The organism is Streptomyces fulvoviolaceus, assembly GCF_000718165.1.
GTDB lineage: Bacteria > Actinomycetota > Actinomycetes > Streptomycetales > Streptomycetaceae > Streptomyces > Streptomyces fulvoviolaceus.
This window is the reverse complement of record NZ_JOEY01000007.1, coordinates 142,706-157,931: the sequence shown is the minus strand read 5'-3', so window position 1 is coordinate 157,931 and position 15,226 is coordinate 142,706. Positions and strand designations below refer to the sequence as shown.

Here is a 15,226-nt window from a genome sequence, read left to right as displayed (position 1 = left end):
CCTACGGTCTCGCGCGGGCGGAGCGCACGCTCTGGCGCATGACCAGGTGCGTGCCCAGCATGACGTTCTGGTCGCTGTACATCGGGTCGTCGCGGTGCAGCGCCATCCGCACCGCGGTGCGGCCCAGTTCGTCGAACGGCACGTGCACCGAGTTCAGCGGTGCGTGGAGATCGGCGCAGATCGGCTCGTCGTTGTAGCCGATGAGCGACAGGTCGTCCGGCAGCGACAGACCGCCCTCACGTGCGGCGGTCATGGCGCCGGCCGCGAGGTAGTCGTCGAAACAGAAGGCCGCGGTGTACGGCAGGCGCCCGGCGGCCAGATGGGACCGCACGGTCTCGTAGCCGAACGTCCGGTCGGTCCCTCCGAGGTGGAGGAGGCCTGGATCCGGAGCGATGCCGTGGTCCTCGTGCGCGCGGCGGTAGCCGGCGAGGCGCAGGTCGGTCGTGGTGTGGTTGGGCGTGCCGCCGAGGAGGGCGATGCGCTGGTGGCCGAGGGACAGCAGGTGGCTGACGGCTGCGTGGGCGCCGCCTTCATGGTCGTAGTTCACGACCGTGATCGGCAGGTCGGGCGCCGGGGCGGGCCGTCCGCAGAGCACCAGCCTGGAGCCGCTGGCGTCGAGGACCCGGGCGAAGCGGGAGATGCGCTCGGCGTAGTGGGGTGTGACGACCGTCCCGCCGATGAGTACGACGGCCTCGGTGTTGTGCTGGCGCAGCGTCTCCAGCAGCGCGATCTCCCGGTCCGGGTTGCTTCTGGTGGAACAGACGGTGCAGAGCCGGCCTTCGTTGACGGCCTGTTCTTCGATACCGCTGGCGACCCGGTTGTGGAACTGCCAGGACAGCGCGGGAAGCAGGATCGCCACGGTGCGCGAGTGCGGGGCCGACAGGGCGCGCGCCTGGGCGTTGACCACATAGTCCAGCTCTTTGATGGCCCGCTGGATGCGCGCCTGGGCCGCGGAGGACACCGGGCGGCTTCCCGTCAGAACCCGGGAGACGGTCGCCGGGGAGACTCCGGCTTTTGCAGCGACGTCACGGATGGTGGCGGCTCGTGGAGGCGCGTCCTGAGGGTCGTGCATGTGTGGAGTATACGGTTGCCTGTGTGTTTCCTCGGAGGGCAACGGGCTCACTTGAGCATCCCTACGGTGAGACCGGCCTGGATGCGTCGCTGGAGTGCGAGATAGAGGCCGATCACGGGGACCGCCGCGATGACGAGTCCGGCGAACAGAGCGCTCCAGTCCGCCTCGTAACCCTGCTGGCTGGCAAGGTTCGCCAGACCCTGGGACAGCACGTACTTGTCGCGGTCGGTGTTGAGCGCGACCGGCAGCAGGTACTGGTTCCACATGCCGAGGAAGTTGAAGATGCCGACCGACAGCAGGCCCGGCTTGGCCATGGGCAGCATGACCCGGAAGAAGATGGCCTCCTGCGAGGCGCCGTCGATGAGGGCGGCCTCGGCCACCGCTGTGGGAAGCGTCCGGAAGAAGCTGGTCAGGAAGAAGACGGTGAACGGCAGCGCGTACGCCGTGTAGACGAGGATCATGCCGTGGTAACTGCCGAGCAGGCCGAGGTTCTTGACGACGAAGAAGAGCGGGACCAGGGCCAGTACGACGGGGAATGCCATTCCGGCGACGAACGCGTAGTAGATCAGTCGGCATCCGGGGAAGGTGAACCGGGCCAGCACATAGGCGACCATGGAGCCCAGGACCATCGTGAGGACCAGCGAACCGAGCACGACGATGAGGGTGTTGACGAAGTAGTCGCCGATGCTCGCCCTGGACCAGGCGCGGGTGAAGTTGTCGGCGTGCCAAGTGCTGGGCAGTTGCCAGGGGTTGCCGAACAGTTCCCGGTTGTCCTTGAACGCGCTGATCAGGGCCCAGAGCAGGGGCACGGTGGAAAGCAGGGCCCAGAGGACGAGCAGGGCGTGGGTCGCCCCCGTGGCCGCGGGAGCGCCAACGCGCTTGATAAGCGGGGGAGTTGGCGGCGTGGTGGGCTTCGGGGCCCGATCGTGCTCTTGGCGCGTGGGGCTCGGCAGGCTCGCGTCGGCCTGCGTGGGATGAGTCGAAGTCTTCATCGTGGTGGGCCTCAGAACTCGATCGTGTTCTTGTCGCGGGAGCCGCGGAAGGTGAGCGCCGTCAGCAGCAGGCTGAGCAGGCTCAGCATCACGCCGATTGCCGTGGCGTAGCCGAACTTGCCGTTCCCGAACGCGGACAGGTACAGGTACTGGGAGAGCACCATGGTGGAGTTGTCCGGGCCGCCGGTCGGAGTGAGGACCATGAACAGGGCGAACGCGTCGAGCGCGTGGATGCCCAGATAGATCCAGGCGACCTGGACGGACTCCCGCAGCAGCGGCAGGGTGATGCGGGTCAGCGTCTGGAAGCGTCCGGCGCCGTCCAGTTCGGCGGCCTCGAAGATGTCCCTCGGGATGGACTGCATCGCGGCGCTGAACAGCACGACGTAGAAACCGACACCCGCCCAGACCATCACCGCGATCAGCGACCACAGAGCGACGGCCGGGTCACCGAGCCAGGTGTGTGCCAGCCCGCCCAGACCGATCGCGTCCAGTCCGCCGTTGAGCAGCCCGATCTGCGGGTTGTAGATGAACTGCCACAGGATCGCCGTGATCACCACGGGGAGGATGTGCGGAAGGAAGTAGACCCGGCGGTAGAGGGCCGAGCCCCGGACTCCCGCCACCTTGCCGTCCGAGCCGCCCACGTTGAGCATGGCGGCGAAGAACAGCCCGAGCGCGATCGTGACCAGCGGAACCACCAGCAGGAGCAGCCCGTTGTGCCCCAGGGCCTGCCAGAAGTCCGGGTCCTGGAAGAGGCGTTGGAAGTTGTCGAAGCCGACGAAGGGCTTGTCGGCGGTGAACCCCGACCAACTGGTCAGGGAGATCGAGAACGCCTGCGCGTAGGGGGAGACCACCAGCGCCCCGTACAAGGCGAGCGGCAGTGCGAGGAAGAGAAGGATGATGCGGGTCTTTCCGTGGTTCACGAACGACTCCGGGGATGAGGGAGACGGGGTCCGCCGCTCGTGCGGGGCGAGGAACGGCGGATCCTCCGTGTCTGCGGCATGATCCGCCGGACAGGTCCTAGATCTTGAACTTCGTGATGGAGGGGTCGGCGGCGATGTCGTCGGCCTTGGCCTGCATCGTGGAGAGGAACTCGGCCGCGTCGATGCGCCCGGCGAGCAAGTTGGCGAACTCGGACTTCAGCGTGGTGGCCATGTCGGCGTACCAGCTCATGAACCGGTAGTTGAACAGGTCGTCCCCGGCCGCGGTGACGGCCTTCAGCACCGAGCCCAGCGCGGTGGAACCGAAGTCGTTGTCGCCCGTGGCCCCCTTGACGATGGTGAGGGCGTGGGTCGTCTCGGTGAAGTTGGACGCGGCTTCCTTGGAGAGCATGATGCGCAGGAACTCCTTGCCGCCGCGGAGGTTCTTGGCCTTGGCCGGTACGACGAAGATCTCTCCGGCGACCGCGTGCAGCGCGCTCTGGGGCAGGGCACCGTCGGCCGTGAGCGGGGGGACCGGGCCGAAGACCATGTCGAACCCGTCCGGGGTGATCGCCTTCATCTCGTTCTCGACGTACGAACCGGCGTGGTACAGCGCGGCCTTGCCCTGCACCCAAGCGGTCTGCGCCTGGGTGTGGTCCAGCCCCTCGCTGCCCTTGAGGAAGTACCCGGACGAGGCCAGCCCCGCGATCGCCTCGGCGGCGGCCTTGACCGGTTCGGCCTGCCACGCCTTGGCTTCCAGGTTGTCGATCGCCTTGATCACGTCGACGCCGCCCTGCTTGGCCGCGAGGGCCATGAGCGGGCTGAAGAAGTAGTCGGGCGCCGTCGTGCCGCCGTACGCGAAGGGGGCGATGCCCGCTTTCTTGATCTTGGCGGCCAGCTCGGTCAGGCCGTCCCAGGTGGTCGGCCAGGTCCAGCCGTGTTTGTCGAACAGCGTCTGGGAGTACCAGAAGCCGTTGACGGTGAAGACGTACGGAAGGCCCATCACCTTGCCGTCGAACGTGGTCACGTCCAGCGTGCTCGGCAGCAGCGTGTCCTCGACCGTGGTGTCCGGGTCGTCGGCCGAGGGGGCCTTCAGCAGGTCGGCCAGCTCGGCCAGTTGGTCGTCGGCGACCAGCGTGCCCATCGCGATCTTCTTGGCGCCGCTGTTGTCGATGACGTCCGGCGGGTTGCCGGCGACGAACCGCGGCTGCAACTCGGTCTGGATCTCGGTGATGCCGGAGTGGCTGATCTTCGCCTTGGGGTACTTCTCGGAGTACAGCTCTTCGTCGAACTTGGCGTATTCGTCGCTGTAACCGCCCTTGAAGACGACGACGTCCAGCGCGGCGCTCTCGTCGATGCCGAACGGGTTGGTGGCGGTGGCCTTGCCCTTGGCCGAGCCGGATTCGGCGTCGCCATCGGCGGAGGCACAGGCGGCCAGCAGGCCGGAGCCGGAAACGGCGAAAGCGGCGACGGCTGTCGCTCTCAGCAGGGATCGTCTGGAGAACGTCGGGGGCTGGGTGTTCACTGGTGCTCCTTTGTGCGGCGGGGTTCGCTGTGCGATGGGTTGGTACGGGCTTCGTTGTGGACGGGGCGATACGGGGAAGGCCGTTTCGGCTCAGGCGAGAAGCGCCAACTGGTCGGCGTGGATGCCCCCGTGCAGGGGCTCGTCGGCGTTGAGGCGTTCGATCTCGGTGACGGCGAACTCACCGAGCCGGCGTATCTCGGTGCCCATCGCCCCGGCCACATGGGGCGTGACCATGACGTTGGGCAGGGACAGCAGCGGGTGGCCGGCGGGCAGCGGCTCGGGGTCGGTCACGTCCAGGACAGCGTCGATCCGGCCGTCCACGCAGTGGCGGAACAGCGCCTCGGTGTCGATCAGTTGTCCACGTGCGGTGTTGATCAGGACGGCACCGTCGCGCAGCAGGGCGAGCCGGCGGTCGTCGAGCAGGTGATGGGTCTCGGGCAGGGCCGGGGCGTGCAGGCTGACGATGTCGCTGTCGCCCAGCAGGTCGTCCAGGTCGACCAGCTCCACCTGTCCGGCCGGATGCAGTCCGGCCGCCGCTCGCGCGTCCAGGGTCGGGTCACTGACCAGTAGCCGGAAGCCGTGCGGGGCGAGCAGCTCCAGCACGAGACGTCCGGTGCGGGACGCGCCGACGATCCCGACGACGCGCTCATGATTGCCGGTGTCGTCGGCGAGCTTGTTCTTGTACCGGCCCTGTGCGTAGTCGTGGGCCAGCCGGAAGGCACGCTTCCCCGCGAGCAGGATCGCGCCGACGGTGTACTGCGCGACGGGAAAGGCGTTGGCAGAGGCCGCCGAGGACACGAGGATTCCGCGCCGCCAGACCTCGGGTGTGAGGTGGTGCTTGACCGATCCGGCAGCGTGCACGATCGCGCGCAGCCGGGGAGCCGCGTCGAGGACGGCCTGGTCGATGAGAGGGCAGCCCCAGCCGGTGAGCAGCACGTCCACGTCCGCCAGCTGGCTGCGGGAGACCGGGGTCGCGAAGTCGACGATGATGCCGGGCTGGACGTCCACGCTCTTGTCCAGCCGAGCGGTGAGCTCTTCGGTGAGGGCGAGCGCGGCTACCTCTGGCTGCATCGCGATGGCGACGGTCGTGCGACGGCTCACCGGTTCACTGCTCCTTGGGGGTTCGGGATGGTGGGTTGTTTCACGGCGTGGGGTTGCTTCATGGCGTGCAACCGGTTTCACATGAGGTGGCCGTCAAGCTATTGAGCGTTGAGGTGATCCGTCAAGGGGCTCTCTGCAGAAATGGGCTTCCGGTGGTCAGAAAGCTGTGAGTCCGGGCGAGTTGAGGCCATAGGGGTTGCCCCCATGGATGAAACCGGTTTACCGTCCCCGCCCAACTGCCCCACCCGACAGGCGGGGGAGCCGGCCAACCACCCGACGACGGGCGCCCGCGTCCGTATGACCGCGCGCCCCGCACAGGGTGCGGAGGGGATCCCCGATGCTCACTCGCCGACAGTTGCTGCACCTCGCCACCGCCACGGCCGGCATCACCCTGGGCATGGCCGCGATCGGCTCACCGCCGGCCTTCGCCGCCGACGAGTACGACACCCTTCGCCTGCGCTGGATCGACAGGACCCTGCTGGGTACCGGCTACGACGCCACGCAGGAGCCGTTCGCCACCCTGTTCACTCGCACGGGCAGCACCGCGTCCGGCTTTCTGTCCGGCATGAACCCGTCGACGGCCTCGCTCTGGGACGACCTGCCGATCGGCAGCGTCAGCGCCAACGTCACCTCCAGCTACGTACGTCTGAAGTGGATGGCCCAGGCATGGGCCTTCGACGGCACAGGGCTGACGGGCGACGCCGATCTCCTCGACGCCGTCCTGACCGGCCTCGACTGGATGTACGCCAACGCGTACACGCCGACGACCACCACCTACGACAACTGGTGGGACTGGCAGATCGGCGCCTCGCGGCTCTCGCTCGACACCGCTTGCCTGGTGTATGCCGAGCTCAGCAGCTCCCAACTCGCCAACTACCTGGCGGCGATAGACGCCTTCGTGCCGGACACCGCGGTCGCCTCCTACAGCGGGGTCAGCACCGGAGCCAACCGTGTCGACCTGTGCCGCGTGCTCATCCTCCGCGGCATCCTCGCCAAGAGCTCGGCGAAGATCGCCACCGGCGTCGCCGGTCTCTCCGCCGTGTTCCCGCTGGTCCGCAGCGGCGACGGTCTCTACGCCGACGGCTCGTTCGTCCAGCACACCAACGTGCCCTACACCGGGTCCTACGGCTCCGTCCTGATCAGCGGACTGGCCGGGCTGCTCTCGCTCCTGGCGGGATCGACCTGGGAGGTGACCGACGACAACCGGCAGCTGCTCTTCGACGCGGTCACCGACGCGTTCGCCCCGTTCCTGTTCAACGGGCTGATGATGGACGGCGTGTCCGGGCGGGCGATCAGTCGCGGCGTCAAGACCGTGGACAATCCGCTGGGCATCCAGCAGGACGACCACGTACGCGGCCATCTCATCATCGGCAGCATCCTGATGCTGGCGGACGCGGCCTCCACCGACGAGGCCGCCACCTGGAAGGCGATGGCCAAGGGCTGGCTGGAGCGCGACTACTGGGCCCCGTTCCTGGAGGACTCCTACCAGACACTGCCCGTGCTGGCCCTGGGCAAGTCCGTCCTCGACGACACCGCCGTCACCGCGACCGCCGAGCCGGTCGCCTCCCGGGTCTTCGGCAGCATGGACCGGGCCACCCACCGCCGCGCCTCCTGGGCCCTGGCCGTCTCCATGTGCTCCGCGAGAACCGCGTTCTACGAGTGCATCAACGGCGAGAACCTGCGCGGCTGGCACACGGGCTCCGGGATGACCTACTGGTGGGGCGGCACCTACGGCAACGGCCAGTACTCGGACGCCTATTGGCCGACCGTCGACCCCTACCGCCTGCCCGGTACCACCGTCTCCCGCATCCCGCTGACGGACGGACAGGGAACCCCCAGGCCCACCCCGCCCACGGGAGCCGTCTGGGCCGGCGGCGCCACCGACGGAACGTACAGCGCGCTCGGCCAGGACACCCGCGGCCTCGGCTCCACCCTGGCTGCCAAGAAGTCCTGGTTCTGCCTCGACGACCAGGTCGTCTGCCTCGGCGCCGGGATCACCGCCGGCGACGGATACGCGGTCGAGACCACCGTCGACAACCGCAACCTGGGCTCCACCGCCTCCAACGCGCTGACCGTCGACGGCACCGCCCAGTCGACCACACTGGGCTGGTCCGGCACCTTCTCCGCTGCCTCCTGGGCGTCGATCACCGGGGTCGCCGGCTATGTCTTCCCAGGCGGGGCCACCCTGAAGGCGCTGCGCGAGGCGCGTACGGGAGCTTGGAGCGACATCAACACCGAGAGCTCCACGACATCCCTGACCCGCCGTTACCTGACCCTGTGGGTCGACCACGGCACCGACCCCGCCGGCGCCTCCTACAGCTACATCCTCCTGCCCGGCGCCACGCCGGCCCTCACCGCCGCGCGCGCGGCCTCCCCGACGATCACCGTCCTGGCCAACACGGCCTCCGTCCAGGCGGTCACCGACACCGCCACCGGCGTGACCGCCGCCAACTTCTTCGCCGCCGGCACCGCGGGCCCGATCACCGTCTCGGCCCCCTGCTCCGTCCTCGTACGGGAGTCCGCCGGCACGCTGTCCGTCAGCGTCGCCGACCCCACCCGCGCCGCCGCGACCGTCACCGTCACCATCGCCCGCAGCGGATACACCACGGCCACCGCGGACGACGGCGTCAGCGTCGTCGGCCTCGCTCCCCTCACCCTGGTCGTGGAGGTCGGCGGCACGCAGGGCGCCTCCCACACCGTCACGTTCGGCACCGGCGGCACGTACACGGCACTCGCCCCGACCGCCGACGCCTACGTCCGCGACGGCTCCTACGCCGACACCAACTACGGCAGCACCACCGACCTGGTCGTCAAGAACGCAGGCACCGGCTACCACCGCCGGTCCTTCCTCAAGTTCGACCTGTCCGCCCTGGCGGGCACACCCAGGCGCGCGGTGCTGTGGGTGCGCGGGGCCACCTCCGACTCCACCGGCACCCAGGCCACCCTCACCGGGTACGCGGTGAGCAGCGACAGTTGGACGGAGACCGGCCTGACCTGGAACAACCAGCCGACGCTCGGCGACGCGCTGTCCTCCGGTTCGATCGGCAACGCCAAGGACTGGATCCCGATCGAGGTCACCGGCCACGTGCAGACCCAGTACGCGGGCGACGGAACGGCGACCGTGGCCCTCGTCGAGAGCGCGGCCGGTGTCGCCGTTCTCCTTGCCGGCCGGAGCAGCTCGGCGAACCAGCCGTTCCTGCAGGTCATCACCGGTTGAGCAAGTTTTTATGAAACACATGAAACCGATTGCACACCCCGTAGTCGATCTCTACGATGACGGCCATGCCCACCCCGTCACAGCTGTTCGGCCCAGCCCCCACCACCAGGGAAGGCTGGGCCGACGCGCTGCTCGCCCTTGCCGCACCCGCCACGCGCACGGCGGCTGCCGGTCCCGGACGGATGGCGGTGCACGCGAGCATGAGCGACCACCGGGCGGTCTGGTTCGAACTCGTCGCCCGCCCCCTGTGGGGACTCGCTGCGCACGCCGCCGGCGGCCTGTCCGGCGCGGACCGGCAGTGGGAGGAGGCGCGCCACGCGCTGACCTCCGCCGTCGACCCCGAACACCCGTGGTACGTCGGACGGCCCGCCGACACCGACCAGCGCCTCGTCGAATCCGCAGCCGTCGGGTACGCGCTCGCCGTCGCACGGCACCAGCTCTGGGATCCGCTCACCGAACGGCAACGACAGCAGCTCGCCGACTGGCTGTCGGCGGCGGCTTCGGCGACGCCGTGGGACAACAACTGGTGCTTCTTCCCGGTGCTTGCCGCCGTCGGGCTGCGCTCGGTGGGCGTGCCCGTGGACGAGACACGGCTGGCCGCGCACCTGGACCGCATCGAGGACTTCGCCCTGTCCGACGGCTGGTACGCCGACGGGCCCGGCACACCGGAGCGCCCCGGCTCGCGTGACCACTACGTCCCGTTCGGATTCCACTTCTACGGACTGCTGCTGGCCTCGCTGAAAGCGGTCGACGAGGAGCGGAGCCGGCGCTACCGGCAGCGTGCCGCCGAGTTCGCCGGGCAGTTCCAGCACTGGTTCGCCACCGACGGAGCCGCCCTGCCCTTCGGACGCAGCCTCGGCTACCGGTTCGCCCAGGGCGCCTTCTGGTCGGTCCTCGCCGCGGCGGACCAGCCCGCCGTCGGCTGGAGCACCGCACGCACGCTGGCCCAGCGCAACCTCGCCTGGTGGTGGCAGCGGCCGGTCCTCGCCGAGGACGGCTCCCTGACCGTCGGCTACGCCTACCCGAACACCGGCGTCGTCGAGCAGTACCTGGCCGGCGGCTCCCCGTACTGGGGCACGAAGGTCTTCGCGAGCCTCGCCGCGACCGAGGACCATCCGTTCTGGACGGCGACGCCCGCGCCGGTACCGCCTCCCGGAATCAGCAGACAGCCCGCCGCCGCGATGATTCTCGCGCGGGACACGGCGGGGGACGTCGTCGCGCTCGCCGGGCAGAACGCGCCCGCCTGGAACCCCCGCGGCGGGACCGCCAAGTACGCGAAGTTCGCCTACTCCACGCTCGCCGCCTTCAGTGTGCCCACGGGCGAACCGACCCTGGAACAAGGGGGTTTCGACAGCGCGCTGGCCCTGTCCGACGACGGCGAAGGCTGGCGCACGCGTTCCGCCGGAGAGTCCCGGATCGACGGCGAGACGCTCGTCGTGCGCTGGCAGCCATGGCCGGACGTGACCGTCGAGACCCGGCTGCGGCACACGGACGGCGGGCACCTGCGCGAGCACCGCATCATCACCGGTCGCCGGCTGTACACGGCCGAAGGCGCCTTCTGCGTCCCGAAGACCGGCCTCGGAGCGACACCCCACAACTTCACGGAGCACCCCGGCTTGGCCAGGGCGACGGCCGACACCGCCGTAAGCGAGATCGTCTGCCTCGCCGACGACCCATCACCCCGCGAAGGCGTCGTCGTACTGCCGCTGCCGGGCTCGCATCTCCTGCACCCGCGCACAGCCCTGCCGACACTGCGCGGCGTACTCGATCCCGGCGAGCACGTCCTGCGCTGCCGGGTGTCCCTCACCCGCCGCTGACCACAGCGCCATCCGGAGGGTGGCGTCGACGACCGTTCCCCACACTGGAGCAAACATGTCCGCCAGCAAGATCCTCGTGTACACGGCGACCGCCGCGTACCGGCACGCGTCCATACCCTCCGGCGTGGCCGCGTTCGGCGAACTCGGCGCTGAACACGGGTTCAAGGTCCACGCCACCGAGGAGCCCCTGCGCTCCCTGGACGGCTATGACGCCGTCGTGTTCCTGTCGACCAGCGGCGAGGTTCTCGACGAACCGGGCCGGTCGGCGCTGTTGGAACACGTCGCGGGCGGTGGCGGATTCCTGGGGGTCCACTCCGCCGCCTGCACCGAGTACGAGTGGCCCGCCTACGGTGAACTCCTCGGCGCCCGGTTCGCCGGGCATCCGCCGGTGCAGCCTGCCGTCCTCACGGTCGACCGCTCGCACCCGGCCACCGCACACCTTCCGCGGCAGTGGCACTGGACCGACGAGTGGTACGACTTCCGGGCGCCCCGCGACGTCACGGTGCTGGCCACCGTGGACGAGACGACCTACACCGGCGGCGGCATGGGGGCCGATCACCCCCTCGTCTGGTACCGGCACCACGGCCGTGGGCGCAGCTTCTACACCGCACTCGGCCATGCGCCCGAGGCCTACGCCGATCCAGCCTTCAGGGCGCATCTCCTCGGCGCCCTGCAATGGGCGGCCGCCTGGCCGGAGGGCGATGCTCCGGGAGTTGACGAGAGGCCCTGACCTCGTGTCGGCGTGCCCATCGTCACCGCGCCACCGCCGGCACCGAGCCGGCTCGGCTGCCCACTCGGCGTCAGAAGGTCAGGTCCGCCTTGGAAATGCGGCAGTGGACGCCCTTGACGATGTCGACCACCTGGGAGACCTGGAAGTCGGCGGCCGCGCTGAGATAGGCGAGGGCAACCGGTCCGGGAACGGAGAAGCGCTCGTAGAGGAGGGTGAGGGCGTCGCGTACGGCATGGCGCATGGCCTCGTCGAGGTCGATGTCGAGGCCCATGACGATGTGCTCGGTGTCGGTCTCTGCGAAGGGGGCGCGCAGGCGGGATGCGAGTCGGCGCAGAGCGGGGTCGCGGTGGACGGTGAGGCGGAGGGTCGCGCGCAAAGGGGCTTCGAAGGCGGTGAGGGCCACTTCGCCGTCGCCCTGGGAGAAGTGCGGGTCGCCGGCGTAGAAGAGGGCGCCCTCGACGGCAACGGGCAGGAAGAGGCGGGCGCCGACGCCGAGGTGGCGTATGTCGAGATTGCCTCCGTGCGGGCCGGGAGGCACCGAGTGGACCGGGGCAACGGTGGCGGGGGAGGTGCCCATGATGCCGAGGAAGGGACGGAGCGGGAAGCGGATGTCGCGACCGTCGCCCACGGGGAGGCGGCCACGGCCGTCGTTGTCGACGGTGGCGACCAGGCTGACCGGGTGGGGGTCGGGGCCCTGAGGGTATTCGCCGGGGAGCGCGCCCTTGCCGTGGCGGTTGCTGATCACTCCGTAGGGGGCGCGGCGGCGCAGGCGGAGGACCTCCACTTCGAGTACGTCGCCGGGCTCGGCCCCCTGGATGTGGACGGGTCCTGTGACAACGTGCGGGCCGTGGGCGGCGGGGTCGTGAAGGCGGGTGGAAGCGGCGAGTTCGGCCGTGTCGTGGAGGATGCCGTGGATACCGGCCGCGGCGAAGAAGGCGGCCGGGTCTCGGCCCTGGTCGGCGAGGATGCCCTCGTGGCTGATGGTGTCGAGGGTGACGCTCGTGCCGGAAGGGACCGAAAGGGCCGGCTTGGAGCGGGCGTTGGGGAGCAGACCCCAGTGCACTGCGGCTGGGTCTGCGGGGAGGTAGTGGTCGCCGTCGACGGGGCCCCGGTGGGGTTGGAGGAGGGTCACAGGGCTTCCTGGAGGTCGGCGGCGGTGAGGGTGAAGCCGAAGCACTGGCGGACGTTGTAGACGGCGGCGTCCATGCAGTACGCGGGTGAGGTGGTGGCCACCGCGTCCTCCAGCATCAGCACGTCGTAGCCGAGGCTCGCCGCGTCCATGAGGGTGGCGAGGACGCACTGGTCGGCGTTGACTCCGGCGAACAGGAGTGTGTCGGCGCGGAGATTGCGCAGGACGCTGTCGAGTTCGGTGTCCTGGAAGCCGCTCATGCGGTACTTGGCGATGTGCAGGTCGCCGGGTGCCGCGAAGAGGGGTGCGGTGATGTCGGCGGACGCGCTGTCGCGTTCCAGAACCCTTGCCCCGGTGGGCAGTTGGGAGCCGAGGCCGCCTCCGGTTCCATCCTGGTCGTAGACGTGGAGGACGCCGGGCGGGAGGTTCGCGCGGTCGGGGCGGTTGCCCCAGTTGAGCCAGACGACGGGGACGTCGGCCGCCCGGAGCGCGGGGAGGAGCCGCTGGAGTACGGGGATGGGGGTGCGGGCCGGGGACACGTCCACGCCGATCGAGGCCAGCCAGCCGTCGGGCGAGCAGAAGTCGTTCTGCATGTCGATGACGACGATCGCAGCCCTGGCCAGGTCGAACGTCAGGATTTGAGGCTGAGCCTCCACGGTGACCGGGCGGGCCGGGCGTTGCGCGCGGCGGAGGTCGACGTGTGTGGCGTCCGCGCGCCAGGAATTGCGGGAGTTGGGGCCGATTTCATGCATGGGCCAGCTCCAGGAGGGCGTGGTCCGCACCCGGTGCGCCGATCGCGCAGAGGCCGACCGGGAGGTCGCGGACCCGCAGGCGGGGCATGGTGACGGCGGGCAGCCCGGCGAGCGAGGCAAGGCAGGTGAGGCGGAGGGTCGCGGCTCGTACGGTCTCGACCTCGGCCGGTGTCGCATCGGCGCGGGGGGCCGGGCTGCTCGTGGTGGGGAGAAGGAGCGCCGTGCCGGGCGGGAGGACTTCGACGACGACCGAACGGGCGGACAGGAGCTCGAAGGTGGCGTCACGCATTTCACCCTCCGTGACCTGACTCCCCCCGGCGAACCGGGTCTCGATGTCGGCCTCCAGCGCGCCTGGGTGCTTCTCGATCCACTCCCCGTGCGCGGCCCACGCCTCGGCCGCCTGGACCGTACGGAAGGCGGGCAGCCACTCCTCCAGGTGTGGGGCCATGCCGGTGTCGGTCCGTACGAGCTCCAGGCCGGTGCGGAGGGAGAGCGCCCGGCATGCCGCCTCGAAGGATGCCTGGACCTCGGGTTCGGCGAGCGCGGTGAGGGCGTCGTCGACCAGAAGCGTGGTCATCGGGGCTTCGCCGTCCCGGGGCAGGAGCACCTTTGCCGCTGTACGCAGCAGGTCCGGGTCCCGGGCAAGCAGTCCCGCCGTGTCGAAGGACGGGGCCAGCGGGAGCAGGCCGCCGGTGGGGACGGCTCCGTGGGTGGGGCGCCAGCCGTAGAGGCCGCAGTAGGAGGCGGGGACCCGGATCGAGCCCGCGGTGTCCGTGGCCAGCCCCAGATCCGCCCAACCGCGGGCGACCGCCGCCGCCGGGCCGCTGCTGGAGCCGCCGGTGATGCGGCCGGGGGCGGCGGGGTTGACGGGGGTGCCGTAGTGGATGTTGGTTCCGGCGAGACTGAAGGCGAGTTCGTCGGTCTGGGCGATCCCGGCGAGCTGGGCGCCGGCGCTGAGCAATTCCCGTACGGCGTCGGCGTGTTGGGGCTCCACTGGCGCTTCGGCCAGCCACTGCGGGTTGCCCCCGCCGATCCGCTGTCCGGCAACGGCGAAGAGGTCCTTGACGGCAGTACGTACACCGGCGAGCGGCCCCGCCTCCGCCCCGGTGGCCAGCGGCTCTCCCACGACCTGCCACACCGCGGGGTCCGGAGTCTCGTCCGCCACCGGATCCGGCACCGCGCTGACGTGCGCGGCCGCGATCCGCCAGCCCTCGCCCGTCAGCCGCCACACCTGTGTCTGCATCCCGCGCGACCCGTCGGCGCGCAGCGTTTCGGCGGTCAGTACGGCGACGTCCTCGGCGATCCGCACCTCATGGACGCGCTCGACCGTACGGGCCGGGGCTCCCCCGCCGCGGCCGCGACGGAAGTCCGAGATGGCCGCGTGCCCGCTCAGCACCATGGAACCCTCGGCGCGCACCGTGTCCGGGGCGTCCAGGAACCAGTGGTCGAGGCCCGCCACGTCATTGGCGCCGAGGGCCTGTTCGTACGACCAGAAGGCGTCGAGGAGTTCGCTCATCGGGCGGCTCCGAGGACGGCCAGGTCCGCGTCGTCGAGCACCGCGAAGGGGCCGCGCTGGATCAGGTCGGCGAAGCCCTCGTCGGGGGACATGACCGTGAGGGTGTAGAGCCGCTCGGTGGCCGAGGTGTTGGTGATCCGGTGCTTGGAGCCGAGGGGCAGGACGAGGACATCACCCGGTGCGAGGTCGCGTTCGTGCTCGTCGCTGACCGCGCGGCCCTCGCCCGCGAGTACCACGAAGGTCTCCACGGACTCGGGGTGCCAGTTGAGCGGCTGGGCGCCGCCCGGCTCCCACACCTCGAAGACGACGGTGGTCGGTGAGCCGTCGGCCGGTCCGGTGAGGACGGCGAGCTTGACCGTGTCGCCCGCGGTGATGTGGTGGGCGGCGATCGTGCTGAGCGGCTTGTGGAGCGGAGGGATGGCCATGGCGGGTGTCCTCGACGTCAGGCGGAAGGCGGT

12 protein-coding genes are annotated in these 15,226 nt (G+C 70.1%); 3 read left to right on the top strand and 9 right to left on the bottom strand.

What is annotated here, in order from left to right; genetic code table 11:
- Position 1 precedes the first annotated feature (1 nt).
- From IG08_RS0109260 to IG08_RS0109240, 5 genes are all read right to left on the bottom strand, one after another.
- Entirely contained in the window at positions 2–1,072 is a 1,071-nt protein-coding gene (locus IG08_RS0109260) for a LacI family DNA-binding transcriptional regulator (RefSeq protein ID WP_030598683.1), read from the bottom strand.
- Between the two features lie 47 nt (positions 1,073–1,119).
- The gene (locus tag IG08_RS0109255; protein WP_030598681.1) at positions 1,120–2,064 is read right to left on the bottom strand and encodes a carbohydrate ABC transporter permease; all 945 of its coding nucleotides are present in this window, start codon (positions 2,062–2,064) and stop codon (positions 1,120–1,122) included.
- Positions 2,065–2,075: 11 nt separating this feature from the next.
- A complete protein-coding gene (locus IG08_RS0109250) occupies positions 2,076–2,984 on the bottom strand; it encodes a carbohydrate ABC transporter permease (RefSeq protein WP_030598678.1) in 909 nt (302 codons plus the stop codon).
- Positions 2,985–3,081: 97 nt separating this feature from the next.
- Complete coding sequence (gene ngcE, locus IG08_RS0109245; protein ID WP_030598676.1) at positions 3,082–4,506, bottom strand: N-acetylglucosamine/diacetylchitobiose ABC transporter substrate-binding protein; 1,425 nt, start codon at positions 4,504–4,506, stop codon at positions 3,082–3,084.
- A 90-nt stretch (positions 4,507–4,596) separates the two neighbouring features.
- Positions 4,597–5,607 carry a hydroxyacid dehydrogenase gene (locus IG08_RS0109240; protein WP_234342837.1) on the bottom strand — a complete coding sequence of 337 codons (1,011 nt, stop codon included), beginning with the start codon at positions 5,605–5,607 and terminating at the stop codon, positions 4,597–4,599.
- A 337-nt stretch (positions 5,608–5,944) separates the two neighbouring features.
- On the opposite strand from IG08_RS0109240, the gene IG08_RS62425 reads away from it, so the two are divergent.
- The 3 genes from IG08_RS62425 to IG08_RS0109225 all read left to right on the top strand — a co-directional run bounded on the left by IG08_RS62425 (position 5,945) and on the right by IG08_RS0109225 (position 11,371).
- Positions 5,945–8,824 (top strand): polysaccharide lyase family 8 super-sandwich domain-containing protein, encoded by a 2,880-nt coding sequence (locus IG08_RS62425; protein ID WP_063757755.1) that lies wholly within the window; start codon positions 5,945–5,947, stop codon positions 8,822–8,824.
- Positions 8,825–8,889: 65 nt separating this feature from the next.
- Positions 8,890–10,641, top strand: a complete 1,752-nt coding sequence (locus tag IG08_RS0109230; RefSeq protein WP_158812199.1) for a DUF2264 domain-containing protein — start codon at positions 8,890–8,892, stop codon at positions 10,639–10,641.
- A gap of 55 nt (positions 10,642–10,696) precedes the next feature.
- On the top strand, positions 10,697–11,371 hold the full coding sequence (locus IG08_RS0109225) for a ThuA domain-containing protein (RefSeq protein ID WP_030598665.1): 675 nt from the start codon (positions 10,697–10,699) through the stop codon (positions 11,369–11,371).
- A 70-nt stretch (positions 11,372–11,441) separates the two neighbouring features.
- Here the strand turns inward: IG08_RS0109225 and IG08_RS0109220 are convergent, their stop codons facing one another.
- The 4 genes from IG08_RS0109220 to IG08_RS0109205 are packed head-to-tail and all read right to left on the bottom strand — an operon-like array spanning position 11,442 to position 15,193.
- Entirely contained in the window at positions 11,442–12,503 is a 1,062-nt protein-coding gene (locus IG08_RS0109220; protein WP_030598663.1) for an acetamidase/formamidase family protein, read from the bottom strand.
- Entirely contained in the window at positions 12,500–13,252 is a 753-nt protein-coding gene (locus tag IG08_RS0109215) for a cysteine hydrolase family protein (RefSeq protein WP_030598661.1), read from the bottom strand. The genes IG08_RS0109220 and IG08_RS0109215 overlap by 4 nt, the downstream gene beginning before the upstream one ends.
- Complete coding sequence (locus IG08_RS0109210) at positions 13,245–14,768, bottom strand: amidase (protein WP_043453678.1); 1,524 nt, start codon at positions 14,766–14,768, stop codon at positions 13,245–13,247. Before IG08_RS0109210 ends, IG08_RS0109215 begins: the two co-directional genes overlap by 8 nt.
- Complete coding sequence (locus IG08_RS0109205; protein WP_030598658.1) at positions 14,765–15,193, bottom strand: cupin domain-containing protein; 429 nt, start codon at positions 15,191–15,193, stop codon at positions 14,765–14,767. Before IG08_RS0109205 ends, IG08_RS0109210 begins: the two co-directional genes overlap by 4 nt.
- Positions 15,194–15,226: the final 33 nt, after the last annotated feature.

Coding starts and splice junctions, on each gene's coding strand:
- IG08_RS0109260 (WP_030598683.1), bottom strand. CDS start 1,072: ATGCACGACCCTCAGGACGCGCCTCCACGAGCCGCCACCATCCGTGAC.
- IG08_RS0109255 (WP_030598681.1), bottom strand. CDS start 2,064: ATGAAGACTTCGACTCATCCCACGCAGGCCGACGCGAGCCTGCCGAGC.
- IG08_RS62425 (WP_063757755.1), top strand. CDS start 5,945: ATGCTCACTCGCCGACAGTTGCTGCACCTCGCCACCGCCACGGCCGGC.
- IG08_RS0109230 (WP_158812199.1), top strand. CDS start 8,890: ATGCCCACCCCGTCACAGCTGTTCGGCCCAGCCCCCACCACCAGGGAA.
- IG08_RS0109225 (WP_030598665.1), top strand. CDS start 10,697: ATGTCCGCCAGCAAGATCCTCGTGTACACGGCGACCGCCGCGTACCGG.
- IG08_RS0109215 (WP_030598661.1), bottom strand. CDS start 13,252: ATGCATGAAATCGGCCCCAACTCCCGCAATTCCTGGCGCGCGGACGCC.
- IG08_RS0109210 (WP_043453678.1), bottom strand. CDS start 14,768: ATGAGCGAACTCCTCGACGCCTTCTGGTCGTACGAACAGGCCCTCGGC.
- IG08_RS0109205 (WP_030598658.1), bottom strand. CDS start 15,193: ATGGCCATCCCTCCGCTCCACAAGCCGCTCAGCACGATCGCCGCCCAC.